General features: G+C 65.4%; 23 protein-coding genes and 1 pseudogene. 11 read left to right on the plus strand and 13 right to left on the minus strand.

Annotated elements, in window-relative coordinates:
* Nucleotides 1-42: 42 nt before the first annotated feature.
* Both OK015_RS21130 and OK015_RS21135 read left to right on the plus strand, forming a co-directional pair.
* A complete protein-coding gene (locus tag OK015_RS21130) occupies nt 43-471 on the plus strand; it encodes an MmpS family transport accessory protein (RefSeq protein ID WP_268132964.1) in 429 nt (142 codons plus the stop codon).
* Nucleotides 468-3,377: an MMPL/RND family transporter gene (locus tag OK015_RS21135; protein WP_268125905.1), complete on the plus strand. Its 2,910-nt coding sequence runs from the start codon at nt 468-470 to the stop codon at nt 3,375-3,377. Before OK015_RS21130 ends, OK015_RS21135 begins: the two co-directional genes overlap by 4 nt.
* Here the strand turns inward: OK015_RS21135 and OK015_RS21140 are convergent.
* The 10 genes from OK015_RS21140 to OK015_RS21185 all read right to left on the minus strand — a co-directional run bounded on the left by OK015_RS21140 (nt 3,374) and on the right by OK015_RS21185 (nt 14,271).
* Complete coding sequence (locus OK015_RS21140; protein WP_268125906.1) at nt 3,374-4,207, minus strand: DegV family protein; 834 nt, start codon at nt 4,205-4,207, stop codon at nt 3,374-3,376. The genes OK015_RS21135 and OK015_RS21140 overlap by 4 nt on opposite strands.
* 3 nt (nt 4,208-4,210) lie before the next feature.
* Nucleotides 4,211-5,035, minus strand: a complete 825-nt coding sequence (gene octT / locus OK015_RS21145; RefSeq protein WP_268125907.1) for a diglucosylglycerate octanoyltransferase — start codon at nt 5,033-5,035, stop codon at nt 4,211-4,213.
* Nucleotides 5,036-5,040: 5 nt separating this feature from the next.
* Nucleotides 5,041-5,700: a glucosyl-3-phosphoglycerate phosphatase gene (gene gpgP / locus OK015_RS21150; RefSeq protein ID WP_268125908.1), complete on the minus strand. Its 660-nt coding sequence runs from the start codon at nt 5,698-5,700 to the stop codon at nt 5,041-5,043.
* Nucleotides 5,697-6,083 carry a ribosome silencing factor gene (gene rsfS, locus OK015_RS21155; RefSeq protein WP_268125909.1) on the minus strand — a complete coding sequence of 129 codons (387 nt, stop codon included), beginning with the start codon at nt 6,081-6,083 and terminating at the stop codon, nt 5,697-5,699. Before rsfS ends, gpgP begins: the two co-directional genes overlap by 4 nt.
* Nucleotides 6,080-6,730, minus strand: coding sequence for a nicotinate-nucleotide adenylyltransferase (gene nadD, locus OK015_RS21160; protein WP_268125910.1), 651 nt, complete (start codon nt 6,728-6,730; stop codon nt 6,080-6,082). Before nadD ends, rsfS begins: the two co-directional genes overlap by 4 nt.
* Nucleotides 6,731-6,998: 268 nt before the next feature.
* On the minus strand, nt 6,999-8,447 hold the full coding sequence (locus OK015_RS21165) for a vWA domain-containing protein (RefSeq protein WP_268125911.1): 1,449 nt from the start codon (nt 8,445-8,447) through the stop codon (nt 6,999-7,001).
* On the minus strand, nt 8,447-9,322 hold the full coding sequence (locus tag OK015_RS21170) for an AAA family ATPase (protein WP_268125912.1): 876 nt from the start codon (nt 9,320-9,322) through the stop codon (nt 8,447-8,449). The genes OK015_RS21165 and OK015_RS21170 overlap by 1 nt, the downstream gene beginning before the upstream one ends.
* Nucleotides 9,323-9,357: 35 nt before the next feature.
* Nucleotides 9,358-10,605: a glutamate-5-semialdehyde dehydrogenase gene (locus tag OK015_RS21175; RefSeq protein ID WP_268125913.1), complete on the minus strand. Its 1,248-nt coding sequence runs from the start codon at nt 10,603-10,605 to the stop codon at nt 9,358-9,360.
* Nucleotides 10,606-10,663: 58 nt separating this feature from the next.
* Complete coding sequence (locus OK015_RS21180; protein WP_268125914.1) at nt 10,664-12,067, minus strand: mechanosensitive ion channel domain-containing protein; 1,404 nt, start codon at nt 12,065-12,067, stop codon at nt 10,664-10,666.
* On the minus strand, nt 12,067-14,271 hold the full coding sequence (locus tag OK015_RS21185; RefSeq protein ID WP_268125915.1) for an adenylate/guanylate cyclase domain-containing protein: 2,205 nt from the start codon (nt 14,269-14,271) through the stop codon (nt 12,067-12,069). The genes OK015_RS21180 and OK015_RS21185 overlap by 1 nt, the downstream gene beginning before the upstream one ends.
* 125 nt (nt 14,272-14,396) lie before the next feature.
* Here OK015_RS21185 and OK015_RS21190 point away from each other — a divergent pair, with 125 nt between their 5' ends.
* Nucleotides 14,397-15,278 (plus strand): ribokinase, encoded by an 882-nt coding sequence (locus OK015_RS21190; protein WP_268125916.1) that lies wholly within the window; start codon nt 14,397-14,399, stop codon nt 15,276-15,278.
* Nucleotides 15,278-15,698, plus strand: a pseudogene (locus tag OK015_RS21195) (methyltransferase family protein); the annotation flags it as partial. The gene OK015_RS21190 and the pseudogene OK015_RS21195, both read left to right, overlap by 1 nt.
* A 1-nt stretch (nt 15,699) precedes the next feature.
* Here OK015_RS21195 and OK015_RS21200 read toward each other — a convergent pair.
* Nucleotides 15,700-16,518, minus strand: a complete 819-nt coding sequence (locus tag OK015_RS21200) for a GntR family transcriptional regulator (protein ID WP_268125917.1) — start codon at nt 16,516-16,518, stop codon at nt 15,700-15,702.
* Nucleotides 16,519-16,596: 78 nt separating this feature from the next.
* On the opposite strand from OK015_RS21200, the gene OK015_RS21205 reads away from it, so the two are divergent.
* From OK015_RS21205 to OK015_RS21230, 6 genes are all read left to right on the plus strand, one after another.
* Nucleotides 16,597-18,027: an MmgE/PrpD family protein gene (locus OK015_RS21205; protein ID WP_268125918.1), complete on the plus strand. Its 1,431-nt coding sequence runs from the start codon at nt 16,597-16,599 to the stop codon at nt 18,025-18,027.
* A 10-nt stretch (nt 18,028-18,037) separates the two neighbouring features.
* Complete coding sequence (locus OK015_RS21210) at nt 18,038-18,931, plus strand: isocitrate lyase/PEP mutase family protein (RefSeq protein ID WP_268125919.1); 894 nt, start codon at nt 18,038-18,040, stop codon at nt 18,929-18,931.
* Nucleotides 18,922-20,169, plus strand: a complete 1,248-nt coding sequence (locus OK015_RS21215) for a 3-isopropylmalate dehydratase large subunit (protein WP_268125920.1) — start codon at nt 18,922-18,924, stop codon at nt 20,167-20,169. The genes OK015_RS21210 and OK015_RS21215 overlap by 10 nt, the downstream gene beginning before the upstream one ends.
* Nucleotides 20,166-20,726 carry a LeuD/DmdB family oxidoreductase small subunit gene (locus OK015_RS21220; protein WP_268125921.1) on the plus strand — a complete coding sequence of 187 codons (561 nt, stop codon included), beginning with the start codon at nt 20,166-20,168 and terminating at the stop codon, nt 20,724-20,726. The genes OK015_RS21215 and OK015_RS21220 overlap by 4 nt, the downstream gene beginning before the upstream one ends.
* Nucleotides 20,726-21,271: a YbhB/YbcL family Raf kinase inhibitor-like protein gene (locus OK015_RS21225; RefSeq protein ID WP_268125922.1), complete on the plus strand. Its 546-nt coding sequence runs from the start codon at nt 20,726-20,728 to the stop codon at nt 21,269-21,271. The genes OK015_RS21220 and OK015_RS21225 overlap by 1 nt, the downstream gene beginning before the upstream one ends.
* Nucleotides 21,272-21,398: 127 nt before the next feature.
* On the plus strand, nt 21,399-21,806 hold the full coding sequence (locus OK015_RS21230) for a hypothetical protein (RefSeq protein ID WP_268125923.1): 408 nt from the start codon (nt 21,399-21,401) through the stop codon (nt 21,804-21,806).
* 492 nt (nt 21,807-22,298) lie between these two features.
* Here the strand turns inward: OK015_RS21230 and OK015_RS21235 are convergent, their stop codons facing one another.
* Nucleotides 22,299-22,667 carry a hypothetical protein gene (locus OK015_RS21235; RefSeq protein WP_268125925.1) on the minus strand — a complete coding sequence of 123 codons (369 nt, stop codon included), beginning with the start codon at nt 22,665-22,667 and terminating at the stop codon, nt 22,299-22,301.
* 188 nt (nt 22,668-22,855) lie between these two features.
* Nucleotides 22,856-23,149 (minus strand): hypothetical protein, encoded by a 294-nt coding sequence (locus OK015_RS21240; RefSeq protein WP_268125927.1) that lies wholly within the window; start codon nt 23,147-23,149, stop codon nt 22,856-22,858.
* Between the two features lie 213 nt (nt 23,150-23,362).
* Between OK015_RS21240 and OK015_RS21245 the strand changes: the two genes are divergently transcribed.
* The gene (locus OK015_RS21245) at nt 23,363-24,697 is read left to right on the plus strand and encodes an aminotransferase-like domain-containing protein (RefSeq protein WP_268125928.1); all 1,335 of its coding nucleotides are present in this window, start codon (nt 23,363-23,365) and stop codon (nt 24,695-24,697) included.
* Nucleotides 24,698-24,720: the final 23 nt, after the last annotated feature.

Below are 24,720 nucleotides of genomic sequence, written 5' to 3' on the forward strand. Positions count from 1 at the left end.
CGGAAGGCGGTCAAGGTGAGGGCTTCGCCGAATTCGGATGCCATAACTCGAGCGCTCAAACGGGCGTGGATTCCTCTGCTGTTAATTGTGGTACTGGCAGTCTCGGCGTTGATGGTGTCGCGACTGCACAAAATCTTCGGCTCCCAGGACCTCAACGCGAATGCGGGCAAGGGGATCGAGATCGTGCAGTTCAACCCGAAGGTTGTGCTGTACGAGATCGGCGGCCCGCCGGGAGCCACCGCGAACATCAACTACTGGGATGCGGATGCCAACACCCACCAGATCAACAACGCCCCGCTCCCGTGGTCGACCACGATCTCGACCACGCTGCCGTCGGTGAGCGCCAACATCATGGCGCAAAGTGACGGCAGCCGAATCACCTGCAAGATCACCGTGGACGGCGTCGTCCGCGACGAGCAAAACTCCGATGGCCACAACGCCCAGACCTTCTGCTTGGTGAAGTCCGCATGAGCGATCTCAATAGCAAGAGCCAGCTGGGAGTCGACGACGCCGTCGACACCGGTCCGATCGACACGCAGGGGTCCGGGAGGCCGGAACGCGGCCACCGGCCGTACCTCCCGCACACCATTCGTATCTTCGCCGTGCCGATCATCTTGATCTGGGTAGCCGTGACGATCCTGGTGAACGTCATCGTCCCCACCCTGGAAGTCGTCGGCGAGGCGCACTCGGCCCCGATGACACCCCTGGACGCGCCGTCCATGAAGGCGATGATGCGGCTGGGCCAAAACTTCCACGAATTCGACTCCAACAGCACCGTGATGATCGTGCTGGAGGGCCAACAACCGCTTGGCGCCGATGCACACCAGTACTACGACAAGCTGATTCGGCAACTGCGCCAGGATCCCAAGCACATCCAGCACATCCAGGACTTCTGGGGAGACCGGCTGACGGCGGCGGGCGCGCAGAGCGCCGACGCCAAGGGCGCCTACGTGCAGGTGAACCTAGCCGGTAACCAAGGCACCACGCTGGCGAATGAGTCCGTCGACGCCGTTCGCAAGGTGATCGACGAGAACAAGGCGCCACCGGGGGTGAAGGCCTACGTCACCGGTCCCGCCGCGCTCTCCGACGACATGCACATCATCGGCAACGCCAGCCTGGCCACGATCACGCTATTCACCCTGGGTGCGATCGCGATCATGTTGCTGTTGGTCTACCGGTCCGTCGTGACCACGTTGGTCCAGCTCTTCATGACCTTTGTCGCGTTGGCCTGTTCGCGGGGAGTCGTCGCGGTTCTGGCGTACCACAACGCATTCGGGCTCACCACCTTTGCCGCCAACATCCTGACCATGCTGGCGATCGCGGCGGGCACGGACTACGGCATCTTCCTCGTCGGCCGCTACCAGGAGGCCCTGCGCGCCGGCGAAGATCGAGAAAGCGCCTACTACACCACATTTAAGGGAGTTGCCCCCGTTATCCTGGGGTCGGGCCTGACGATTGCCGGCGCGACCTACTGCCTGAGTTTTTCCCGGCTGCCCTGGTTCAACACCATGGGCGCTCCCGTGGCGATCGGCATGCTGGTTGTCGTCGCTGCCGGCCTCACGCTGGGCCCCGCTGTGATCTTCATCGGCAGCCGTTTCCATCTCTTCGAGACCAAGCGCGCCGCCAAACAAGGGCGGCTCTGGCGCCGGGTGGGCACCGCGGTAGTGCGTTGGCCCGCACCGATTCTGGCCGTCAGCGCCGCGGTCGTGCTGGTCGGCATGATTGCCCTCCCGAGCTACACGACGAGCTACAACGACCGCCATTACCTACCGCTCTCGGCTCCGTCCAACCAAGGGCAGGAGGCCGCGAACCGGCATTTCTCCGAGGCCCGGATGAACCCGGACCTGTTGATGGTCGAATCCGACCATGACATGCGCAACACGGCCGACATGCTGGTGTTGGACCGGGTAGCTAAAAACGAGATGCGCACGCTCGGCATCGCCATGGTCCAGGACATCACCCGGCCACTGGGCATTCCGATTCAGCACAGCTCGATTCCGTTCCAGAACAGCATTCAAAGCCAGACGACCATGCAGAATATGGACTTCCTCAAGGAGCGCATTGCCGACATCCTGAAGATGGCTGACGACCTGCAGACCCAAATCGACACCACGCAACGGCAATACGAGGTATCGCTAGACCTCGCTCATGCCGCCGACGACAGCGCAAATACCACGGCGGTGACATCGCAGATCACCGATAATTTGCGCGACCACATCGCGGATTTCGACGACACTTTCCGGCCGGTGCGCACCTACTTCTACTGGGAGAAACACTGCTTCGACATCCCGTTGTGCTACGGACTGCGATCCCTGTTCGACACGTTGGACGGCTTCGACCAGCTCGCCGAGCAGTTCCACTTCCTCACGGCTGACATCAAGCACACCGCCCAGGCCACCCACGACCTGAATGCGCTGTTTCCCACGCTGATCACGACGCTGAAGACCACCAGGGGCATCACGCTGACGCTCTACCAGACGTTCAAGGCGATGATCAACCAGATGGAGGCGATGAGCAACACCGCGATCGTCATGGGGCAGAGCTTCGACCAGTCGAAGAACGACGACTTCTTCTATCTGCCGCCGGAAGCGTTCCAGAACCCTGACTTCCAGACGGGTCTTCGAATGTTCTTGTCGCCGGATGGAAAGTCGGCACGGTTCTTCATCACCCATCAGGGCGATCCCATGACGCCGGAAGGCATTTCACGGGTCGGAGCCGAACGCATCGCCGCACAGGAGGGGTTGAAGCAGTCCTCGCTATCCGACGCCAGGGTATATCTCGGCGGAACCGCAGCGACGTTCAAGGACATGGCCGACGGCGAGAAGTACGACCTGATGATCGCGGTGGTATCGGCGCTGACGCTGATCTTCATGATCATGCTGCTGCTCACCCGGAGCGTGGTGGCCGCCCTGGTCATCGTCGGTACCGCGGCCAGTTCTATTGCCGCGTCGTTCGGTCTGTCCGTGTTGATTTGGCAGGACCTGTTCGGCATCAGGATCCACTGGATCGTCGCCGCGCTCTCGGTGATCATCCTGTTGGCAGTCGGATCCGACTACAACCTGCTGCTCGTATCCCGGTTCCGGGAGGAGATCCATCACGGACTCAAGACGGGGATCATCCGGTCGATGGCCGGCACCGGCGGGGTGGTGACGGCCGCGGGTCTGGTGTTCGCGTTCACGATGGCGTCGATGCTCGGCAGTGACTTGCGGGTGTTGGGCCAGTTCGGGTCCACCGTCTGCATTGGCCTGCTGCTGGACACGCTGATCGTGCGCACGCTGTTGATGCCGTCGATCGCCACGCTGCTCGGGCGTTGGTTCTGGTGGCCGCAGGTCGTCCATCCGCGCGGCGACAACGCCCGCAAATGGGTATCCGCTTAGCGCGCAGCCACTTCCACGCAGATCGCGACAGCTCCCGGTCCGACATGCACGCCCAGCACCGGCCCCAACGGGGTGACGATCGCCGGCTCGCACGCGGGTAGCCGCTGGGCCAGCGCCGCCGCCACCTCGTTGGCACCGTCCGGGTTCATGACGTGATGCACCGCCACCGCCGCCGAGCCGTCGCCGACGACCCCGCAGACCCGATCGAGCATCGCCGCCGTCGCCTTGCTGACGGTTCGTACCCGTTGGGCCAGAACGAGTTTGCCGTCCTCGATGCGCAGCAACGGCTTGAGCGACAGCGCGGTGCCCAGCCATGCCTTGGCCCCGCCGATCCGGCCGCTGCGTCGCAGGTTGTCCAGACCGTGCACCACAATAAAGGCGTGGCTTCGGCTTACCGCCGTGTTCGCGGCGGCGACGACCGCGTCCAAGCCCCCACCCGCGGCCGCGGCCCGCGCGGCGGCCAGCGCGACAAAGCCGGTGCCCATCGCCGCCGAGCGCGAGTCGACAACCCGTACGGCCGAACCGATCTCGGCTGCGACCCGTTCCCCCACGCCGTAAGTGCCGGAGAGCGCTGACGAAATATGCACTGCCACTACACCATCCCCGGAGGCGTCAGCCAGTGCCTGGCGGTAGGCCTTTTCGAGTTCGGCCGGAGTGGCCGCCGCGGTGGTGGCGTGGTGCCGATAGATGTCGTCGGGGATCTCGTCCACGCCGTCGCGCAGATCTTCACCGTCGAGCAGGATGTGCAGCGGGACTACGCGGATCCCTGACTTTTCCAGCAGCTCGGCCGGGAGGCGCGACGAGGCATCGGTCACCACCACGACTGTCATGGCTTAGCCGCGCGATTTCTCGTTCGGTACCCCGGCTTGATTGCGCGCCTCCTCCTCGCGCTGCGCGTCCCCCTCGCCGCCGGGCGGCTGGGGGTGCCCCCACTGCATCGTCGGCACACCGGCCGCGGCCAGCGCCTTGAGCATCAGCTCCGCGACCGCCTGGTGGGCTTCGAAATTCCAGTGGATACCGTCAGGATTGCTACGTCCGCTCATAACCTGTTCGGCCACAGCAGCTTTGAGGTCAACCAAGGGCACGTCATGGTTCTGCGCCCATTGCGTAATGGCTGCCACGGTGCCGGCGCGGCCGTGGTGCGCCTTGCCATAGGTCTCGGCGATGTGCACGGATGGCAGCGACGCCACGATCGGGATACCCGGGCGGTTGAAATCGATTGCGCCACGGGTCTGCTCGAGATAGTCGGCACTCAAATGCGGTGGCAGTGCGGCCCTGGCCACCGGCGAGAGCCTGGGCTGCACCCAGCCGTAGCCGTCGCGAACCCAGCGCCGCAGCCACGGCGGGCGAACATAGCGGATCAGTTCACGCAACGCGGTCGGCAAGACCGACGGCAGGGAATCCATCCCGCCGGTCGCGAAAATCACCGCGCCCGCCCTGGGCAGAGCCGCCCAGGCCCGCGGGTCCTGCGTAGCGGCCCACCATACGTCGCGACAGGTCCAGCCGATGCGACCGATCAGCTCCACATCCCAACCCAGTTGTGCAGCAACGATATTGGGCCAGATGCGAGGATCGTCGGCCGGCAATCCCCCGGTGGGGCCGTAGTAGGACAACGAATCGGCGAAGACCAGCAATGTGGGGCGTACGTCAGAGGACATCGTTTTCAGACCTGCGCCGAAGCGTTCCACACGTCGAGGCGCCAGCGGATGTTGTCGAAGTCGGCGCCGGAGTCGCGGGAGTGGCCGGAGAGCTGCACCCAACTAGCATTGCCCATGCCGCCCAGGATCGGCCAGCTGGCGACCGGAAGCTTCAGCAGCGCAGCCGATAACGCCGCGATCAAGCCACCGTGGGCCACCAGCACCACGGGCCGATCCGGCTCGTCCGCGTTGCCCCATTCCGATTCGCGGGACACCAGCTCCTCGACCAGCGGCACGCTGCGCGTGGCGACGTCAACCCTGCTTTCCCCGCCGTGCGGTGCCCAGGTGGCGTCGTCGCGCCAGGTGAGCCGGGCGCCCGGAGCCTGTCCATCGACCTCGGTGTGGGTCAGACCCTGCCAATCTCCCAGGTGCGTCTCGCGTAGCCGCTCGTCCACCCGCACTCGTAGCCCGGTCCGCTCCCCCAGCTTGACCGCCGTGTCGTAGGCGCGATGCAGATCCGACGACACGATCAGCAACGGCTGCGACTTGCCCAGCACTTCGGCGGCGGCGACCGCCTGAGCGCGACCCAGTTCGGTGAGCGCGGAGTCCAATTGCCCCTGCATCCGGCTTCCGGCGTTGAAGTCGGTTTGCCCATGCCGCAACATCACCAGGCGACGGATGCTCATTGCGTACTCGCCGAATCGTGCGGACCGGCCAAGTCGACCGGCACGACCGGGCAGTCACCCCACAGGCGATCCAGGGCGTAGAAGTTGCGATCGTCCTGGTGCTGAATGTGCACGACGATGTCGCGGTAATCCAGCAGCGTCCAGCGTCCTTCCCGGGCACCCTCGCGGCGCGCGGGCTTGTAACCGGCCCTGAGCATCTTCTCCTCGACCTCGTCGACGATCGCGTTGACTTGCCGTTCGTTGGACGCCGAGCCAATCACGAAGCAGTCGGTGATGACCAATTGCCCGGAGACGTCGATGACGACGACGTCGTTGGCGAGCTTTGCGGCCGCCGCATTCGCCGCAATTGTGGCCATGTCGATGGCTTCCGGGGTGGCGCTCATGTGTTGTTCCCCGCGGAAAGGGTGGACTGCGAGGGGCCGAGCGTCGCGGTCGCCTCTCCCTCAACGGGCCCCCGGTAGAGCCGGCGCTTGGAGACGTATTGCACGACACCGTCGGGCATCAGGTACCACAGCGGACGGCGCTCCGCCGCACGCTGACGGCAGTCGGTCGACGAGATCGCCAGCGCCGGAACCTCAACCAGGGTCAGCGCATCCTTGGCCAGCTCGCCAAGCACCTCGGTGATGTGCTCGTGGCGCAGCTCGTAGCCGGGCCGGCTGACGCCGATGAACCGCGCCAACTCGAACAGCACTTCCCAGCCCTGCCAGGACAGGATGGATGACAGCGCGTCGGCGCCGGTGATGAAGAACAGCTCGGAATCCGGATTGAGGGCGTGCAGATCCTGCAAGGTGTCCTTGGTGTAGGTGGGGCCGCCGCGATCGATGTCGACCCGACTCACGGAGAACCGGGGGTTGGAGGCGGTGGCGATCACCGTCATCAGGTACCGATCCTCGGCCGCCGAGACATTCCGGGTCTTCTGCCACGGCTGACCGCTGGGCACAAAAACCACTTCGTCGAGGTCGAACAGGTCGGCGACCTCACTGGCGGCGACCAGGTGCCCGTAATGGATGGGATCGAACGTCCCACCCATTACTCCCAGCCTGCGACGGGGCTTTTGCACGATTTGCCAGCTTACCGGGCCGCTCGACCCGCCCGTCGCCGCGCTGTGATCACATCCGCCACATCAACCGCCGGGTCGGGAGGTAGGCGTTGTGCCCGCCTCACAGCGACAACCTGCGCCGTAGACGCGAGTTGCGCAGCGCCCTGGGAATTGTCGCTCGGAGGCGGGCACTTCGGTCGCCCTCCCCGCAGCGCTGCGTGTGGCTGAAGTGACGAACCGCGACTGAGCCGAATGGGCGTCACACCGGCAGCAGTTGGTCGATCACCGTAGCGAGCTGCTTGGCCGACCGGCATTCGTGCATCGTGATCACGTCTTCGTAGCGCGGCACCGCCGAGTCGCCGCTGCCCCACAGATGTCTGGGCTCGGGATTGAGCCAGTGTGCGTGCCGGGCGGCGGTGACCATGTCGGACAGGACGTCGATGGCCGGATCGCGGTAGTTGGTGCGCCCGTCCCCCAGCACCAACAGGGAGCTGCGCGGCGACAACACATTCGGATTGGCCTGAACGAAGGAGACGAATGCGTTGCCGTAGTCGGAATGGCCGTCGCGGCTGTACACGCCGGCTTCACGGGTGATCCGCTGGATCGCCACGGCCAGGTCGCATTCCGGCCCGAACATGTGCGTCACCTCGTCGGTGGTGTCGATGAACGCGAACACCCGCACTCGTGAGAACTGTTGGCGCAGCGCGTGTACCAGCAGCAGGGTGAAGTGGCTGAACCCGGCCACCGAACCGGACACGTCGCACAGCACGACCAGTTCCGGGCGGGCCGGACGGGGTTTGGCCAGCACCACATCGATGGGCACCCCTCCGGTGGACATCGACTTGCGCAGCGTCTTGCGCAGGTCGATCGTTCCGGCGCGGCTGCGGCGCCGGCGGGCAGCCAGCCGGGTCGCCAAGGTACGGGCCAGTGGCGCCACGGTTCGCTGCATCTGGCGCAGCTGGTCACCGGAGGCGCGCAAGAACTCTACGTTCTCGGAAAGCTGTGGAATGCCGTACATCTGGACGTGATCGCGGCCGAGCTGCTCGGCGGTGCGCCGCTTGGTCTCGGCGTCGACCATCTTGCGCAGCTGGGTAATCCGCTGCGCGGCAAGCGCTTTGGCGATCTGCTCCTGCGTGGGGGTCGGCTCGTCGCCGTAGGGGGCGAGCAGGCCCGCGAGTAGCTTGCCTTCCAGCTCGTCCAGTGCCATCGCCTTGAGCGCCTGATACGACGAGAACGACGGGCCGCGGCTGGAACTGTATTTGCCGTAGGCCTCCACGATCCGCGCGATCATCGCGACCAGGCGCTCGTCCATGCCGGCCAGGTCTTCGTTCTGGGTGAGCAGGTCGAGCAGCATCTGGCGCATCGCGTCGACGTCGTCGGCGGGCAAGGCGTCGCTGTCCGGGCCGCCCTCCCCGCCGTCTTCGGCGACAACCGCCCGCGCACCCAGCGCCGCGGGGAACCACAGGTCGAACATCGCGTCGTAGGTCTCGCGGTGGTCCGGCTGGCGCAGCACCGCGCAGGCGATGCCTTCGCGCAGCACATCGCGATCACTGAGGCCGAGGGTCGCCATCACCCGGCCGGCGTCCACCGTCTCCGACGGGCCTACCGAAATCCCGCTTCCACGAAGCGCTTCCACAAATCCCACCAAGTGTCCCGGCAGCCCGTACGGGGCGAGTGGCCTGGCGGGGCGGATCCGGCGCGGGGGCATCAGTTCAGCCTGAGTTCCCCGGCCGCGCGTTGCTGGTCGGATTGGTGTTTGAGTATGACGCCGAGCGTCTGAGCGACGACCGCGTCGTCAATGGTGTCCAGGCCCAGCGCCAGCAGTGTGCGGCCCCAGTCGATGGTCTCGGCGACAGACGGCACCTTCTTCAGTTGCATGCCGCGCAGCACGCCGATGATGCGCACCAACTCCTCGGCGAGATGCGCGGGCAGCTCGGGGACCCGGGACAGCAGGATGCGGCGTTCTAGATCGGGGCTGGGGAAGTCGATGTGCAAGAACAGGCAGCGACGCTTGAGCGCCTCGGACAGCTCGCGGGTGGCGTTGGAGGTCAGCACCACCAGCGGCGTCCGCGTCGCGGTGATCGTGCCCAGTTCGGGAACGGTCACCGCGAAGTCGGACAGCACCTCCAGCAGCAGGCCCTCGATCTCGATATCGGCCTTGTCCGTCTCGTCGATCAGCAGCACGGTCGGCTCGGTGCGCCGGATGGCGGTCAGCAACGGACGCTGCAGTAGGAACTCCTCGCTGAACACGTCGTCTTTGGTCTGGTCCCAGTCCCCCGAGCCGGCCTGGATGCGCAGGATCTGCTTGGCGTGATTCCACTCGTAAAGCGCGCGAGCCTCGTCGACGCCCTCGTAACACTGCAGCCGAACCAGACCCGAGCCGGTGGCCTGTGCGATGGCGCGAGCCAACTCGGTCTTGCCCACGCCGGCGGGACCCTCCACCAGCAATGGCTTGCCCAGCCGATCGGCCAGGAACACCGCCGTCGCGGTGGCCGTGTCGGGTAGATAACCGGTCTCGGCCAACCGCCGCGAGACGTCGCTGATGTCCGCGAACAGCGGAGTGGGCCGGGCGGGCACGCTCACAATCAGGTTCTCCTAAAACACTTTTGGGGTCGGGGTCAGGTTGGACGGACCTGGCCGTCGCCCCACGCGATCCATTTGGTCGAGGTCAGTTCCGGCAAGCCCATCGGACCGCGCGCATGCAGCTTCTGCGTCGAGATACCGATCTCGGCGCCGAAACCGAACTGCTCGCCGTCGGTAAACCCGGTCGATGCGTTGACCATCACCGCGGCCGCATCGACACCGTCGGAGAACCGGTGTGCCGCAGCCATATTGCTGGTCACGATAGCCTCGGTGTGTCCGGTGCCATACTCGTTGATGTGGGCTATCGCGGCATCGACGCCGTCGACCACCGCCACCGCGATGTCCATCGACAGGTATTCGCGGCGCAAGTTGTCCTCGTCCGGGTCGAGGTGCACCGTCACACCGGCGTCTTGCAGGGCAGCCACCAGCCGGGGCACCGCGTTTCCGGCGATCGCGGAGTCCACCAACAGCGTCTCGGCGGCATTGCACACGCTGGGCCGCCGGGTCTTGGAGTTCAGCAGAACACGTTCCGCCACATCCAGGTCGGCACCCGCATCCACGTAGACATGGCAATTGCCGACACCGGTCTCGATCGTGGGTACCTGCGCGTCGCGGACCACCGCGTCGATCAGGCTCGCTCCCCCGCGTGGGATCACCACGTCGACCAGGCCGCGCGCCTGGATCAGATGCGTGACGGTGGACCGGTCATCCGCCGACAGCAGCTGGACCGCGTCGGCCGGCAAGTCCTCGCTGACCAGCGACGACCGCAACACCTCGACGAGCGACTGGTTGGATCGCGCCGCGGAGGAACTGCCCCGCAGCAGCACGGCATTGCCGGACTTGAGGGCCAATCCGAAAGCGTCGACGGTGACATTGGGCCGGCCCTCGTAAATCATCCCGACCACGCCCAGCGGTACCCGTTGCTGACGCAATAGCAGCCCGTTGGGCAATGTGTAACCGCGCAGTACCTCACCGACCGGGTCGGGCAGTCCGGCAACCTGCCGCAGACCAGCGGCGATTCCGTCCACGCGGGCGGCGTCCAGCGCCAACCGGTCGAGCATGGCGGTCGGCGTCCCCGCGGCCCGCGCGGCCTTCAGATCTTCGGCGTTGGCCGCCAGGATCTGCCGGGTGTTGGCCGTGATCGCCTCGGCCGCTGAGTGCAGCGCCTCGTCCTTGGCAACCGTCGGCAACAACCCGAGCGTCCGGGACGCGGCGCGGGCGCGGCGGGCGGCGTTGTGGACCTCCTGACGCAAGTCAGGACGCGATGGTGCTTGCAGACTCATTGATCCAGGGTAACGGGCTTGAGCCAACCAAGTAAGTCGGCCCGGGCGGCGCTCGGCCTCAGCCGACCCGCTCACCGCGCTCGGCTTGGCGCACCTTGCTCTGCCGCTCTTCCAGGATGTTGCCAAAGTCCTGTAGCAGCAACGGTTCACGCATCACGAGATGCTCGAGGTGTTCGCGATCGATCATCAACGCAGTGACCTCTTCCAGGGCATACGCGCTGGCGAGGTTCGGTTGCCGCGTCAGCGCGGTCAGGCCCAAAAACGAGCCCGCCTCCAGCGTGCTGATCGGCACGGCCGACCCGTCCGCAGCCGTCGCCAATATCCGCACCCGCCCGGCCACCAGGAACGTCATACCCGCCGGCACTTGACCTGCGTACTCGACGATTTCGTCGGCACCGTAGAGGACGATTCGTGCCGAGGATTGCAGCGACTGCTGATCGGCGACGCTGAGCCGCAGCGCGGGCGCCACCACGGATCGCAACGCGTCTTCGACCCGTTCCCTCGTCGAGTAGTCGTCGTCGGCCTCGTCGAGGTGCAGTTCTTCCCGCCGTGCGGCATACCAGATCCAGCGCAGAAACGTCGCTCGCGCGCTGCCATCCTCGGCGGGCGAGTTCAGCCCGATGCTCGTGGCGTACTCGCCGTTGCCGACGGGCACCGAGCGCGGGACGCTGCCGGCCTTGAGTTGCGGCAGCTCGCGGGCGACCCGCGTCAGCATTGCGCAGACGCGATCGGGCGGGTCCGCGGCCGCGAATGTCGTCTTCATCGTCAGCTTGTGGGTGCCCGGCGGGCGACTCAGATTCGTGAAGGTGGTGCTGGCCAGCATCGAGTTCGGCATCACCCGTATTCCATCGCCGGTTTGGATGTGCACGGACCGCCAGTTCACCTCGACGACTCGTCCGCGCTCATTGGACGCGTCGAGCCAATCGTCGATACGGAATGGCTGCTCGAACAACATGAACAGGCCGGACACGATCTGGCCGACGGAATTCTGCAGCATCAAACCAAGCACGACCGAGGTCACGCCCAACGCGGTGAACAGACCGCCGACCCGGACACCCCAAATGAAGGACAAGATGATGGCCAGGCCAACACCGATCAGCGCGAATCGGGCGACGTCGAGGAAGATCGTGGGTAGTCGTTTCCGCCAGCTGCCCTGGGGTGCGCCTTCAAAGAAGGTCGCATTGAGCCCGGACAGCAACATGACCAACACCAGGAAGCCGAACAGCGTGGACAGGATGCGCACCGCACCGTCTCGTGCCGAGACCTGCGCGGCATTGACCAACAGCAGCAACAGCGCGGCCAGCGGCAGCAGAAAGTTACGTAGCAGGCTGACCTGCCGGGCCAGGCGATTGTGTCGGCGCACAAGTGCGTGGTGCAGCTCGGTGAGCAGAATCAGCGCGACCGGAAATCCGATCGCGACGCCAACCGCCCAGTAGAACCACGACGAGTGGAATGCGTTCATTACCGCTCCGACAGCCGATAGATCGCCTGGTCTTTTCCGCCGACCGAGATCGTGCCGGCCGGCGTGAACTGCCGGACATCCCGCATCTCCTCGTACACACTCGAGGTGACGTAGATACCGGGCTGCGGTGCGCCACTGTGCATTTGGTAGGCCAGGCTTACCGCCCCGCCCCACATGTCGTAGACGAGGCTCGATCGTCCCACCAGTCCGCTGATCACGTTGCCGGTGTTGATGCCAACTCGGAGCTTCAGCTCGTGTGAGTTTTGACTGTTGAACCGGTCGATGATCTGACGCATTTCCAGAGCAAAGTCGAGGCTTCGGTAAATGCTGTCCAGCCGCGGTGTGACGACCCCACAGCTGGCGAGGTAGCCGTTGTGGAAGGTGCGAATCCGTTCAACCCCGAGGGATTCGGCTGCCGCGTCGAACTGCCGGAATAATTCGTCGACAATTCCCACCAGTTCGTCGCCGGTTAGATCGATGGAAATCTCGTCCAGGCCAACGATATCGGCGAAGATGATGGCCACGTCCTGGTGCTTTTGTGAGATGGTCTCCTGGCCCTCGCGGTACCGTTGGGCCATCGACTCCGGCATCAGCGCCAGTAAAAGACGGTTGTTTTCTTTGCGTTGCTCGGTGAGCAATTCGTCCTTGATCGCCAGATTCCGGCTCATCTCGTTGAAAGCCTGGGTGAGGTCCCCGATTTCGTCGCGCGACGTTACCGGGATGTTGACTTCGTAATCGCCGGAGCTGATCTTCTGCGTACCGGCCTGGAGCCGGCGGACCGGCCTCAGCATTATCTGGGCAAGCACCATCGAGGCGACACACACGATGAAGATCATGGTCGCGACACCGACCACCAATGTTTGGCTGAATCTGCCCAGGCGCGCAAAAGCATCGGAGTCATCGCGCGTCACCAGAATCGACCAATGCAGATCGGAGTTCGGCACCGTCAACGACGTATAGGCTTCCATCTCGCTATTGCCCGTGTAATCGGTGCCGGTGACCGTTCCGGTCTGCCCGCGTTGGGCGGCACGAAAACCCGCGGTTTGTGCGGGCTGCACCAGGATCGTGGTACCCAACTGAATGGCCCTGTTCACGACGTCGGGCGGAGTTCCGGCAGCCACGGCATCGCGCCGATATTCCTGCGGGTCCTCGAGGAACAGCCGAGAATCGGACCGCATCAAGCCGTCGGGGCCTACCAGATACGACTCGGTCGACGGGCCCATGCCGGCGGCTTCCCACTGTTTCCCGGCGGTCATGATTTTGTTGATCTTCGGCGTTGGCAACGGCCATGCCATCACGCCGTCGATCTTGCCGTTCATGCCGATCGGCGATACCACCCAACCGGTGGGAGCGTCCAGTGCCGGCTGATACGTCTGGAAGTCGGTAATCCAGACGTAGTCGACATCGTTGGAACGCAAGGCTTTTTGGTAGGCATCCCGGAGATTGGATTCGCGATACGGGCCGGTGAAGATATTGGTGCCGAGGTCGGGGCCCTTGGCCACGGAATAGACGACATTGCCCTGGTTGTCCAGCAACAGCACGTCCCGATAGTCGAAGCGGGTGACGATTCCGCGCATGTAGAAGTCGAACCGGGCGTTGGCTGCCGACCATGCACTGCCGTCGCCCGCATCGACGACGGGCAACGCGTCCCCACTGGGCCGAGGCGGCGCGGTGTAGTTCGCCTGAATGTATTTCTGCGCGTTGGAAGTCGGCAGCACCGCGTTGATGTCGATTGTTTCGCCGGTCATTTGTTTGATCGGTTTGATCATCTGGTTGTCGTAGTAGTTGACGAGCAACTGCTGCTGAGCGGGGCTGATCGTCGCGTTGCCCAACTGGTTGAAGCCTGCGGTGAAGGCCTCCATGGCCTGAACCACGCTGAACCCGCTGCTGTAGACGATCAGCGAATTCGTCATTTGCTTGAACAGCGTGTCCAACTGCCGCTTCTGCGACTCGCGCAGCTCGATAAGGCGTTCGGCCTCGACTTGCCGCAGCGCGTTGCGGCCGGTTAGCGCCCCGATGAGTCCGACGACCGCGACCGAAAAGATGCTGCAGATCAAGAGCGTCATCAGCAGCTTGGACTGGATGCCCACCCGGAACAGCCGGCGACGGCGAAACCTCGCAATACTGCGCGACTCACTGCCTTGAGTCGCTGCCTCTTGCTCCGGGACGGACTCGGTGGCGTCGGTCAGCTCACTCGATGTCAATCGCTTCCCCCTTCCCTAAGAGGCGCTGCTCACGCAGCACACTAGCGTGCGGGCATCACAAAATCGGCGTTTGCGGCATGCGATCGCCTTCGAAAGGCAAGCCGGACGCGACTAGCCTTGACGAGATGGCTCGGGTCTGCGTGGTCGGCAGCGTGAACATGGACATCACCTGCGAGGTCGACGCCCTTCCCCGCCCAGGCGAGACAGTGCTCGCGTCCTCATTGAGTTACGCACCCGGCGGCAAAGGTGGCAACCAGGCCGTGGCCGCGGCACGCGCGGGGGCACAGGTGCAATTCGTCGGCGCGTTCGGCGACGACGCCGCGGCCGAACCGTTGCGGGCGCATCTGTCGGCCAATGGCGTTGGGCTGGACGCGACCGTTGCGCTGCCCGGCCCCAGTGGCACGGCGATCATCGTGGTCGATGCCGGCGCCGAGAACACCATCGTGGTGGCGCCGGGGGCCAATGGGCAGCTGGCCCTGACCAGCGCGGCCCCCCGCGCGATGGTCACCGAGTGCGAGGTGTTGTTGACCCAGTTGGAGATTCCGGTCGCCACCGCGGTGGCCGCGGCGCGCCAGGCCAAAACCGCCGGTGCGCTCGTCATCGTCAACGCCTCGCCGGGCGGTCAGGAGCGAAGCGCGCTGGCCGAACTGGCGCAGCTTGCGGACGTGGTGGTCGCCAATGAAGCCGAAGCCGAGGAATGGCCTTGGCGGCCAACCTACTTGGTGACTACGTTCGGTGCCCGCGGTGCCGGCTGTGTGAGTGCCGACGACGAGTTCTGGGTACCGGCTCCGGCGGTCAAAGCGGTGGACACCACCGGCGCCGGCGACGTGTTTGCCGGAGTCCTGGCGGCGAGCTGGCCACGCGACCCGGGTTCGCGGTCCGAGCGACTGGCAGCGCTGCAGCGGGCCTGCACCGCGGGCGCGCTTTCGACCCTGGTTCCTGGAGCCGGTGATTGCGCACCGGATGCCGAAGCCATCGATTCGGCATTAGCCCGCCCCGCAAGATAATTGCCGCCGTCATCGCCGTGGTGCTCTTTGCGGTTTTCGGGGTGCTCGGATTCGGTTGGCGCAGTGGGCTACAGCACCGGCACACGGGGTCGACGGGCTTTCACCGGGTCAAGGTGGGCCCACCGAGTGGGTCGTCGGGATCGCGATCGCGACGGTATACGCGCAACTCGAGATGGGTGGTTCCTGGCGGATCGGGGTGGACGAACGGGAGACCACCACGCTGGAGCGCACCGGCGTGTTCGGTCGGATCCGCAATCCGATCTGCACCGCCATCTTCACGTTCGGCCTGGGGTCGCCCTGGTGACGCCGAACTTTGTTGCCTGCGTGGGCTTTCCCTTACACTTGTCGCGAGCCCATGGTGATGCGTATCGGGCCTACGCGACCAGCGTCGGGCGCTTCGTCCCGGGTGTCGGCGGCTTCGCTAGCGCGATTCTCGACGCACGTCGTGGGCGATGGCCAGGCCGTCACCCGTTTCCAACTCGGCCGCCGACTGGCTCATCCACACGCGACTGCGGTTCGGCGACAACAGAATCGACAGATAGTGATGCGGCCGGTCCGCCGCAAAAGCGAGGCGGTTGACGCGCAGCAGCGCGGCGCCGATCGCGGTGTCGAGCAGGCGGGCGTGGCGAGGGCCTGCGATTTCGGCCGTGATCTCGTGCCGCATGTGTTCGACCACGACCCCGACATTCGCCAGCAGTTCGTAGAGCGGTTCACGTTGCAATGCCGACTCGGTTAAATGGTCCGCCAACGCGCTGGGCAACCAGGCTTCGGTGACCATCAACGGCTCACCCGTCCTGCGTTGACGCCGCACCCGCACGATGTGCAGCAGCTCGCCGGACGTCTCGAGCGCGTCGGCGACGACCCGGGGAGGGCGGCGGTGCGAGTCGAGTTCGAGCACGTCGACCTCGGTCTCGAACTGGGCCTGCCGCAACCCGTCCAGGTAGGAGCCGCCCGCCACGGGCAGTTCCGCCGGAGGGTGGTCCCGTACGAACGAACCGACGCCGTGGCGGCGCTCGATATATCCCTGCTCGGCCAGGTCCGCCAGCGCGCGCCGAACCGTGATGCGCGAAACCCCGAATTGATCGCACAGGGACTGCTCGGTGGGCAGCGGGTCGCCGGCAGCCAGCACGCCGCGGTCGATCTCGTCGTGCAACACCAGGAAGAGCTGCCGGTGCAGTGGCACCCCGGCGCCCGCCGACACCGGTCCGGTTTCGGCATTGGCCTGCTGCATAGTGGTCATGCTCCCACACCGTCTCCCTTGCGCCTTAGCAGCGGTTGTTATATGTATATAACAACCGCTCGACTTTGGGGAGATCCGATGACCACGGCGCAGCAGCAGTCCGCCACCGATCCGGCGGGCCCTACCGGGCGATTAGCCACCTGGGTCGCCGACCTCACCCTCGGCGATGTCCCGCGGGACGTGGTCGCGCGGGCGAAATACCTCCTCCTCGACGGCCTGGGTTGCGCCCTGGTCGGAGCCCAATTGCCGTGGTCGCGTGTCGCCACCGAAGCGGTCCTGGGGCTGGAGGGCCCCGGTGACACCGCGATCATCGGCACCGGACAGACCAGCGGCGCGCCCGCGGCCGCGGTGCTCAACGGCACGTTCATCCAGGGCTTCGAACTCGACGACTTCCATCCGCTGGCCCCGCTGCACAGCTGTTCGCTGCTCATCCCGGCGCTGCTGTCTACCGCGTCGGTACGGCAGCATTCGACGACGGGCGCCGAACTGCTGCTCGGGACGATCGCCGGCTTCGAAGTGGGTCCGCGCGTCGGATACACGTTGCACGGAACCCAGATGCTCGACCGGGGTTGGCACTCTGGCTCGGTCTTCGGCACGCACTCGGCGGCGATGGCGTCGGGCAAGGTACGCGGGCTCTCCCCGGCACAGCTCGAAGACGCCCTCGGTCTGGCCGGCACCCAATCCGCGGGGCTGATGGCCGCGCAGTACGAGGCGATGAGCAAGCGCATGCACCACGGCCTGGCGGCGCGCAACGGCTTCTACGCGGCCGGGCTGGCCGCGGCCGGATATACCGGCATCAAGCGGGTGTTCGAGCGTGAATATGGCGGATTTCTCAGTGTTTTCGGTGAAGGCCACGATCCCGACGCCGCGCTGCTGACCGGCCAACTCGGACAACGCTGGGAGACCACGCTCATCGTGGTCAAGTCTTACGCCGCGATGGGCGGCTTGCACGGGGCGATCGACGCGGCCAGGAAATTGCGGAGTTCAGTTGCACCCAAGGATATTTCGAAGGTCGACATCACCGTCGGCGAGACCGTCTACAAGCACGGCTGGTGGACCCCCGAGCGTCCGCTCACGGCGATCGGCGCGCAAATGAATATCGGGTACGCCACGGCCGCGGCGCTGCTGGACGGCAACGTCCTGCCCGAGCAGTTCACCGGAGCACGGCTCGACTCCGACGACATCTGGTCGCTGATCGCGAACACCTCGGTGCGTCTTGACGAATCACTGGCCAACGCGCCCATCACCGAGCGGTTTCGCACCGACGTCGCGGTGACCACGCGCGACGGCACCGTGCACCACGTTCGCGTCGATCTGCCACATGGCGCGCCCACCGACCCGGTCACCAACGACGAACTCGTCGCGAAGTTCCATTCCCTGGCCGACCGGGTGACCAGCCGCGCCCGCGCCGACGCGATCGAACGGGCGGTGGTCGGTCTCGAAAACCTGGACGACGTTGAGGACCTGATCGATCTGCTCGCGGCGCCCGTCGCGGGCGCCCTGGACTGAAAGGACGGCCATGGCCAGCACTGGCACTGTTAAGGCCCGCCAACGGCTGCGAGAGCTACTGAACGCGCACGAACTGATCATCGCGCCAGGAGTTTTCGACGGTATCTCCGCGCAGCTGACCAAGCGCACCGGCCACGCCGCGGCGTATATGACCGGCGCAGGCGTCGCCGCATCGGGCTTCGGCCTGCCCGACATCGGGTTGGTCACCGCGACGGAAATGTCGGACCGGGTCCGGACGATCGCCGGTGCCCTCGGCGATGTTCCCCTGATCGCCGACGCCGACACCGGCTACGGCGCACCGATGAACGTCGTCCGTACCGTCCGCTCCTATGAGTCAGCGGGGGTAGCCGCAATTCAGTTGGAAGATCAGGTATTTCCGAAGCGGTGCGGTCATCTGCCCGACAAACAGGTCGTCGATGCCGCGGTGTTCGAACAGACGCTGGCGGCCGCGCTGGATGCCAGGTCCGACGACAACCTCCTCATCGTGGCCCGCACCGACGCTCGCGCTCCGCTCGGACTGGACGCCGCGATCGAGCGGGCCAATCGCTATGCCGACGCCGGCGCGGACATCATCTTCGTCGAGGCCCCACAGGACGAGCAGGAAATCGAACGCATCGCGCACGAAGTCGACGCTCCCCTGCTGATCAATCTGGTGCTCGGCGGGCTGACGCCGCTGGAATCGGCGTCACGGCTGCACGAACTGGGTTACGCAATCGCGATCCATCCGAGCAACCTGCTGATGCAGGCGACATTCGGTATGCTGCAAAGCCTTTGCCAGCTCAATGGCAGCGATGTTGCAGACTACCTGCCCACCAGCCCCGCGGACTTCTTCAACCTGGTTGGCATGTCCGAGTGGCTAGAGCTCGACACCCGCTACGCAGGTAAGGACCCATCATGGGCATGACCATCATCGAAAAGATCTTTGCACGCAAAGCCGGCCTGGAGTCCGTGTCGCCGGGTGACACCATCGTCGTCGACGTCGATATGACCGTGCTGATCGATCTGCAGTTCGCCACCATGTGGATACAGCCGAAAAGGATCAATGACCCGGACAAGCTGGCTGTTGTCATGGACCACGCCGTCCCGGCGCCGACCATCAAGGACGCTGCCGGCGGTCCGCATGCCCGCAAATTCGTGGCCGACTTCGGCATCGAACGGTTCTACGACGTCGGCCGCCACGGCATCTGCCATCAGGTCATTGCCGAGAACGGCCTGGCCCGGCCCGGAGAAGTACTGGCCTGCACCGACTCTCACACCTGCGCCGCCGGTGCCTACAACACCGCTGCCCGTGGGCTGGGCCCTGCCGAGGTGTACTCGATCATGTGCACCGGCACCACCTGGTTCCAAGTCGCACCGACGGTCCGCTATGAGCTCGACGGCGTCAAGCCAAACACGGTGAGTGGCAAGGACATTTTCTTGCACATCGCCGACAAGTATGGCGACGCCGCCAACCTGAACCTGGAATTCGGCGGCCCGGGCCTGGCCGGCATCCCGATGCACGACCGGCGCACCATCGCAACCCAGGGCGCCGAGGTGTCAGCCGACTTCAGCACCTTCGAAGCCGACGACGTGTTGGCGCGCTTCCTCGACGGCACCGGAGTCGCCGGATATACCTCGGCGGCACCGGATTCCGACGCCACCTACCACGACGTGCGGCACGTCGACCTGTCGATGCTGGAGCCCTATGTGGCGCGGCCGGGTACCGTCAGCCGCAACGGGCTGCCCGTCTCGCAGTTGAGTAGGCAGAGGGTGGACCAGGCCTTCATCGGATCGTGCGCGAACGGTCAACTCGAGGACCTCGAAATCGCCGCACAACTGCTGCGCGGCAAGACGGTCGCCCCGGGGGTGCGGCTGCTGGTCACGCCGGCCTCCCAGGCGGTGTATCGACAAGCCATGCGGCTGGGGTATTTACAGGACATCGCCGACGCGGGCGGCGTCATCACCAACTCGACCTGCGGCGCTTGTTTCGGCTATCACATGGGGGTCATCGGGCCCGGCGAGGTGTGCATCACCTCCAGCACGCGCAACTTCACCGGACGCATGGGCAGCACCGAGGCCGAGATCTTCATGGCCTCACCGGCCACCGTCGCGGCGTCGGCGATCGCCGGGTACATCACCGACCCGAGGAGCGTGGCGGCATGACGGTGAGCTTCTCCGGCAAGGTCTGGGTGTTCGGCGACAACCTCAACACCGATGCCATGTACCCCGCCTTCGCGATGAAGATGGATCCCCCCGAAGCGGCCAAGCACATCTTTTACGAGGTCCGACCGGGTTGGACCGATCAGGTTTCACCGGGCGATATCGTGCTGGCCGGCATGAACTTCGGGATCGGATCGTCGCGACCGGTCGCATCGTTGTTCACCGAGCTTGGCATCGCCGGACTCGTCGCCGAAGAGTTCAACTCGCTATTTTTTCGCAATGCCGTCAACGCCGGGCTGCCCGCGATCACCTTGCCCAACGCCACCACCGTGTTCAGCGAGGGCGATACCGGAACGTTCAACCTGTCCGAGGGCAGCTGGCGCAACGACAGCACCGGAAAGTCGGGGACGGTGCCCCGGCTGCCCGACCTGATCCTCGAGATCATCGAAAGCGGCGGCGTCATGCCCCGGCTGGCGGCGCAGGGCTACCTGCCCGCCGAACTCGGCGACCTGCTGCGGTCGAGCGCGGTCGCTATGCGCGGCACCGGGAGCGGCGCGTAATGGCATTGCTGGGGAAGCTACTACGCGGAGTTCGATCCAGCGAACATCGCAGCCCGTTGTCCGGAAGTGGCTTTGCTGCGCCGGAATCGATCGTGGTGACCAGCGCGGCCTTCACCGGCGGCGCCGCGCTGCCGGCGTCCAGCGCCGGCAAGGGCGTCGGCGACAACACGTCACCACACCTGCGCTGGGACGGGCTGCCACCCGAAACCCGGCAGGTGGTGCTCATCATCGACGACGTCGATGTGCCGCTGCCCCGACCGCTGTTGCACACGGTCGCGGTGATCGACCCGACGGTGGCCAGTGTCGCGGCGGGCGCGTTGCAGCCGGGAACACCGGGGATTCGATTCATCCGGGCCGACCTGGGTCATCGCGGGTATGCCGGTCCACGACCGATTCCCGGCCACGGGGTACATCGCTACCGCTTCCACGTGTTCGCGATCGACCAGCCGATCCCGGACACCGTCGGAACCGCCAAGGCCCTGCTGGCCGTGATGGCCGGGCATGTACTGGCCCGCGGCACACTCACCGGCACCTACGAGCGGTAGGCCCGCTCTGGAGTCGCACCCCGGCTGACCTGCGGTTGGCAGTAGGTGGCAGCGTCTGGCGTCCATCTGGCAGTGGTTTCCGAGCAACGTCGATGACCTCGGTACCACCCAACCAGAAGGGAACGTTATGTCCGCCACCACTCTTGACCGCAAAGCCACTCGCGACGGCTTTCTTCGCCTCGCGATGCGCGCCGACGCCGCCATCAGCGGCCTGGTCGGCCTCGCCGGCGTCCCATTGGCCGGTTACCTGGCCGAGGTGTCCGGCACCACGAAGGAGTTCGAGTACGGCATGGCCGCGTTCTTGATCGGTTACGGCGTGCTCGTGCTCTGGCTGGCCGCACTGCCGTCGGTGCGTCGCGCCGGCATGGCCGTCGTGCTCGGCAACCTGCTCTACACCGTGGCCGCCGTCGTTCTGGTGCTCGCGGACATCTTTCCGTTGACCGCCACCGGTGTGGTCGTCACATTGGGATCCGGCATCTACACCCTGTTCTTTGCCGAGCTGCAATACCAGGGCTGGCGCCGCGCAAGGGCGTAGCCCCTTGACCACTCGATGAGGCGGCCACATCTCGGACCGGCATCCCCGTGTCATCGCACCCGGGAGGCCACTCGAGCCAGCGCTGCCGCAGCGGCCTGCCCGCTGCGGCAGCGTGGTGTTAAAGCGCCGCCCCGCTTGATCCCGGCTGCCGCCAGTTGGCCCCACCGAGGGCATCTCCGTCTTGGTACCCATCGCGATGGTGACGGGCTTAGCGGCGACCGCGTTGAACGATCGCGGCCATGTCCGGCGGGTAGGGAGTTAACGGCGCATCCACACCGACCTCCGCAAGCGCGGTGAGGCGACGGATCGTGTCGCCAATATCGTTGCGGTAGTGGAGGAAATACGCCCGGTGACGACGATGCGGTCCACGCCCTCCTTCATTTGCAGCGCAGCAGCAACTTTCGCGTCACATCGTGATTATCGTGCGGAAAGCCGACTGGACCACGGTTCCCCCGCCGGAGAACACCTTCCCTGACGAAACTGGTCATGCGGTCAGCGTGGCGCTCGGATCACCCGCGCATCGATGATGTTGTTGTCGAGGTGAGTCACGACCGTCCCGAATCGGGACAGCTTGCCCACCAACCAGTGATTCTCGAACAGCGCGGATACCTGCAGGCCTTCGTCCGGCCCGATCAGATTCATCAGCGTGCTGAGCATTGCGTTGCCGATCCCCAGCCGCTGATACTGATCCTCAATCAGGAAGCCGAGCTCGCGGCAACCATCCGGAGTCGCTGCGGCACTGGCCAATCCGACTATGCGCGATGACCGGCCGCCACACACCGCCGCGATCGCGATATGTTCGGGACTGCATGCAAGCAGCGATCGGAGATACGACCCCGGGAAGATCGAGCTCGGCGCCAACCATCTGGAATACCGGGTTGCAAGACTGCAACGTTGATGCATGCGAATCAAAGCAGGTCCGTCGTTCGGTCTGACTCGCCGCAGAGACACCAACGGCGATTGACGCGGGTCGTGTTCGGTGAACCCTCGGCACCCCCGCGTAGTGCTGGGCATGGCCACCGTCTCCGTGGCGGCGCGTGCGGCCGGCATCATCGCGAACTCTCGATGCGCAGCCGGCCAAGGTATTGCAGTTGAGCGAACAGCAGTGTGTAGACGGCGGACGCCAACGCGAAGGTCAAGCCACTGTCGTTGCACGGCAAGGCTTTCGCGACTACAAGAGTGACTGCTGCCATCGTGTGGAGGAAGATGGCGACGACAACGCCGATGCCGGCGTGCCGCACAGATGGCACCACGGCCAGCCACCAGCCGATCAAGCCGCAACCGACGAAGAGCGACTCGACGCGAGACCCGAACACCCGGGTGGCTCCGGAAAACTCCGGCATCCACCCGACCAGACCGATCGGCCTGCCGTGCGCAGGCCCGAAGGCTTCGTAATAGATTGTGCCGGTGCTGATTTCGATCGTCGAAATGGATGACTCCTACCTCTGATAGTGCGCCGTCCACGCGACTCACGGGCTGGTTGGCGCTCTTCCGTCAGCGTATCCAGGTGTGATAGAACAATCGAGAAATTGTCCTAGATACAAGGTGGGCTATCGGTGCCGCCCAGTCGCTACACCACGATCGTGGATCAGCTGACCGAGCAGATCCGCAACGGTCGGCTGCCACCCGGCACCCGGCTGCCCACCCATCGGGAACTGGCCCGCCGGCATGGCATCGCCCTGGCCACCGCGACTCGCGTCTATGCCCAGCTCGGCCGGGCGGGCCTGGTCGCCGGTGAGCCGGGTCGCGGCACGTTCGTCCGCGACCAGGGTGGCTACGGTGGACTGGACGGGCGCCGAATCCCGCCGGCATCCCGAGTTGCCGACTTGTCGTTCAACCAGCCGTTATCCGCCGATCAGACCGAACAGTTGCGTGGGGCCCTGCGGCACCTGGCCGCAACCGGCGACCTGCAATCGGTGCTAATCCAGCACTCCCCGGGTGGACGAACCAGCGACAAGTCTGCGGTCGCCACGTATCTGCTCGACCGTGGGATCGACGTGCCGCCCAACAATGTCGTGTTGACGGCGGGATCCCAGCATGGGCTGGACATCGCGCTGCGGGTGCTGGCGCGCCCCGGGGCGATCATCGCGGTCGAGGAACTCACCTATCCCGGGATCAAGCTGATCGCCGACGACCGCGCCCTGGAACTGGTTTCGTTTCCCTCCGGTCCCGACGGTCCGGATCTCGACGCGCTGGCGGCGCTGTGCTCCACCCGCCCGGTGGTGGCGGTCTACACGATGCCCACGCTGCACAACCCGCTCGGATACGTCATGTCGCGCGAGCAGCGGTCACGCCTGGCCGAGATCACCCGTCGTCACGATTGCGCGGTGATCGAGGACGGCACCTACGCGTTCCTGGAACCCCACAGTGGGCCAACGATGTACACGCTGGCCCCGGAGCGCACTCTGCACGTCGCCGGTCTGTCGAAAAACGTTGCCACCGGACTGCGGTTCGGGTTCGTCGTGGTGCCGGACGAACACATCTCGCGGGCCAAACAGGCGGTGCGAACCTCGAGTTGGGGTACTTCGAGCCTGGTGTCCACACTGGTCACCGGCTGGCTCGCCGACGGCACGGTCACCCGGCTGGAAAAACAGCGCCGCAACGATGCGCGAGAACGCCAGGGGATCACCCGTCGCGCGTTGAAAGGGCTTCAATACCATGCCCATTCCTCGTGCTATTACGGTTGGCTACCGCTACCCGAGAATGTGCGCGGCGACTACGTCGCGCACGAGTTGGCAGACCAAGGCATTCTGGTCTCGACCGCCGAGGCGTTCTGCGTCACAGCACATCCGCCCAATGCACTGCGGCTGGCACTGGGCACACCGTCACTCACCGAACTGGCCAACGCACTGGACCGGGTACGCGAGGTCGTTCTTTCGGCACCGTCGTGAACGGCGCCAGTCTTCGGGCACCT

It is taken from the genome of Mycobacterium sp. Aquia_216 (assembly GCF_026723865.1).
Lineage (GTDB): Bacteria > Actinomycetota > Actinomycetes > Mycobacteriales > Mycobacteriaceae > Mycobacterium.

What these genes read in the sequence shown, in the direction of transcription:
- gpgP (WP_268125908.1), bottom strand. Translation starts at nt 5,700, where the DNA reads ATGAGCATCCGTCGCCTGGTGATGTTGCGGCATGGGCAAACCGACTTC.
- OK015_RS21210 (WP_268125919.1), top strand. Translation starts at nt 18,038, where the DNA reads ATGGCCAGCACTGGCACTGTTAAGGCCCGCCAACGGCTGCGAGAGCTA.
- nadD (WP_268125910.1), bottom strand. Translation starts at nt 6,730, where the DNA reads ATGGGTGGGACGTTCGATCCCATCCATTACGGGCACCTGGTCGCCGCC.
- OK015_RS21205 (WP_268125918.1), top strand. Translation starts at nt 16,597, where the DNA reads ATGACCACGGCGCAGCAGCAGTCCGCCACCGATCCGGCGGGCCCTACC.
- OK015_RS21135 (WP_268125905.1), top strand. Translation starts at nt 468, where the DNA reads ATGAGCGATCTCAATAGCAAGAGCCAGCTGGGAGTCGACGACGCCGTC.
- OK015_RS21200 (WP_268125917.1), bottom strand. Translation starts at nt 16,518, where the DNA reads ATGACCACTATGCAGCAGGCCAATGCCGAAACCGGACCGGTGTCGGCG.
- OK015_RS21225 (WP_268125922.1), top strand. Translation starts at nt 20,726, where the DNA reads ATGGCATTGCTGGGGAAGCTACTACGCGGAGTTCGATCCAGCGAACAT.
- OK015_RS21190 (WP_268125916.1), top strand. Translation starts at nt 14,397, where the DNA reads ATGGCTCGGGTCTGCGTGGTCGGCAGCGTGAACATGGACATCACCTGC.
- OK015_RS21175 (WP_268125913.1), bottom strand. Translation starts at nt 10,605, where the DNA reads ATGAGTCTGCAAGCACCATCGCGTCCTGACTTGCGTCAGGAGGTCCAC.
- OK015_RS21230 (WP_268125923.1), top strand. Translation starts at nt 21,399, where the DNA reads ATGTCCGCCACCACTCTTGACCGCAAAGCCACTCGCGACGGCTTTCTT.
- OK015_RS21165 (WP_268125911.1), bottom strand. Translation starts at nt 8,447, where the DNA reads ATGCCCCCGCGCCGGATCCGCCCCGCCAGGCCACTCGCCCCGTACGGG.
- OK015_RS21240 (WP_268125927.1), bottom strand. Translation starts at nt 23,149, where the DNA reads ATGCCGGAGTTTTCCGGAGCCACCCGGGTGTTCGGGTCTCGCGTCGAG.
- OK015_RS21215 (WP_268125920.1), top strand. Translation starts at nt 18,922, where the DNA reads ATGGGCATGACCATCATCGAAAAGATCTTTGCACGCAAAGCCGGCCTG.
- OK015_RS21140 (WP_268125906.1), bottom strand. Translation starts at nt 4,207, where the DNA reads ATGACAGTCGTGGTGGTGACCGATGCCTCGTCGCGCCTCCCGGCCGAG.
- OK015_RS21180 (WP_268125914.1), bottom strand. Translation starts at nt 12,067, where the DNA reads ATGAACGCATTCCACTCGTCGTGGTTCTACTGGGCGGTTGGCGTCGCG.
- rsfS (WP_268125909.1), bottom strand. Translation starts at nt 6,083, where the DNA reads ATGAGCGCCACCCCGGAAGCCATCGACATGGCCACAATTGCGGCGAAT.
- octT (WP_268125907.1), bottom strand. Translation starts at nt 5,035, where the DNA reads ATGTCCTCTGACGTACGCCCCACATTGCTGGTCTTCGCCGATTCGTTG.
- OK015_RS21220 (WP_268125921.1), top strand. Translation starts at nt 20,166, where the DNA reads ATGACGGTGAGCTTCTCCGGCAAGGTCTGGGTGTTCGGCGACAACCTC.